Annotated in this window: 1 protein-coding gene; it reads right to left on the bottom strand. The window is 61.0% G+C overall.

The features are described from left to right. Positions 1-211, bottom strand: a 211-nt coding sequence (locus EOA60_RS36595) for a 3-deoxy-7-phosphoheptulonate synthase (protein ID WP_164899953.1), incomplete at its 3' end; no start/stop codon positions are given. Between the last annotated feature and the right edge of the window lie 323 nt (positions 212-534).

Raw genomic sequence — 534 nt, 5'->3', positions numbered from 1 at the left:
TCTCGGCGCAGTCGCCGCCCTGGAGCAGGAAGGCCTCGCCGGCGGCGACCGCCGCCAGTTGCTTCTTCAGCTTGCGCGCTTCACCGGCAAACACCAGCGGCGGATAGGTGGTGAGCCGGGCTTCCGTGGCCTCCAGCGCCGCAAGGTCCGGATAGGCCGGAACCTGCTTGATCGGCTTTGCTCTCCACGAATTCGGCGACCATTTTGTCATCGCTGCACCCAAAACTCTTCAGAGCAATTCCAGGAAAACTGTGAACGGTTTCCGTCCGGAATTGCGTCAAAACAAACTGGCGAGCGGTCTCGCTCGCCATTCCCACCCCAATCAGAGGTCGCGGCTCCTTACACGAAGCCGATTTTCTATTCTAGCCGGGAATTTCAGCAGTGGCGAATGCCTTGAACTGCTCGGATGCCGGTCTGGAGCCGTCAGGCAGCTTTGTCGACCAGCCGCGCCAATTGAGTCATGACAACAGCCGAGCCGGCCAGCCGCTTCTCGGCATTCGGCCAGTCACGCATGAAGACGACGCTGTGGTCGGC

The sequence above is a fragment of the Mesorhizobium sp. M1A.F.Ca.IN.020.06.1.1 genome (assembly GCF_004023265.1).
Lineage (GTDB): Bacteria > Pseudomonadota > Alphaproteobacteria > Rhizobiales > Rhizobiaceae > Mesorhizobium.
Note: the sequence above shows the minus strand (reverse complement) of the source record. Positions and strands in the feature narration are given on the sequence as shown.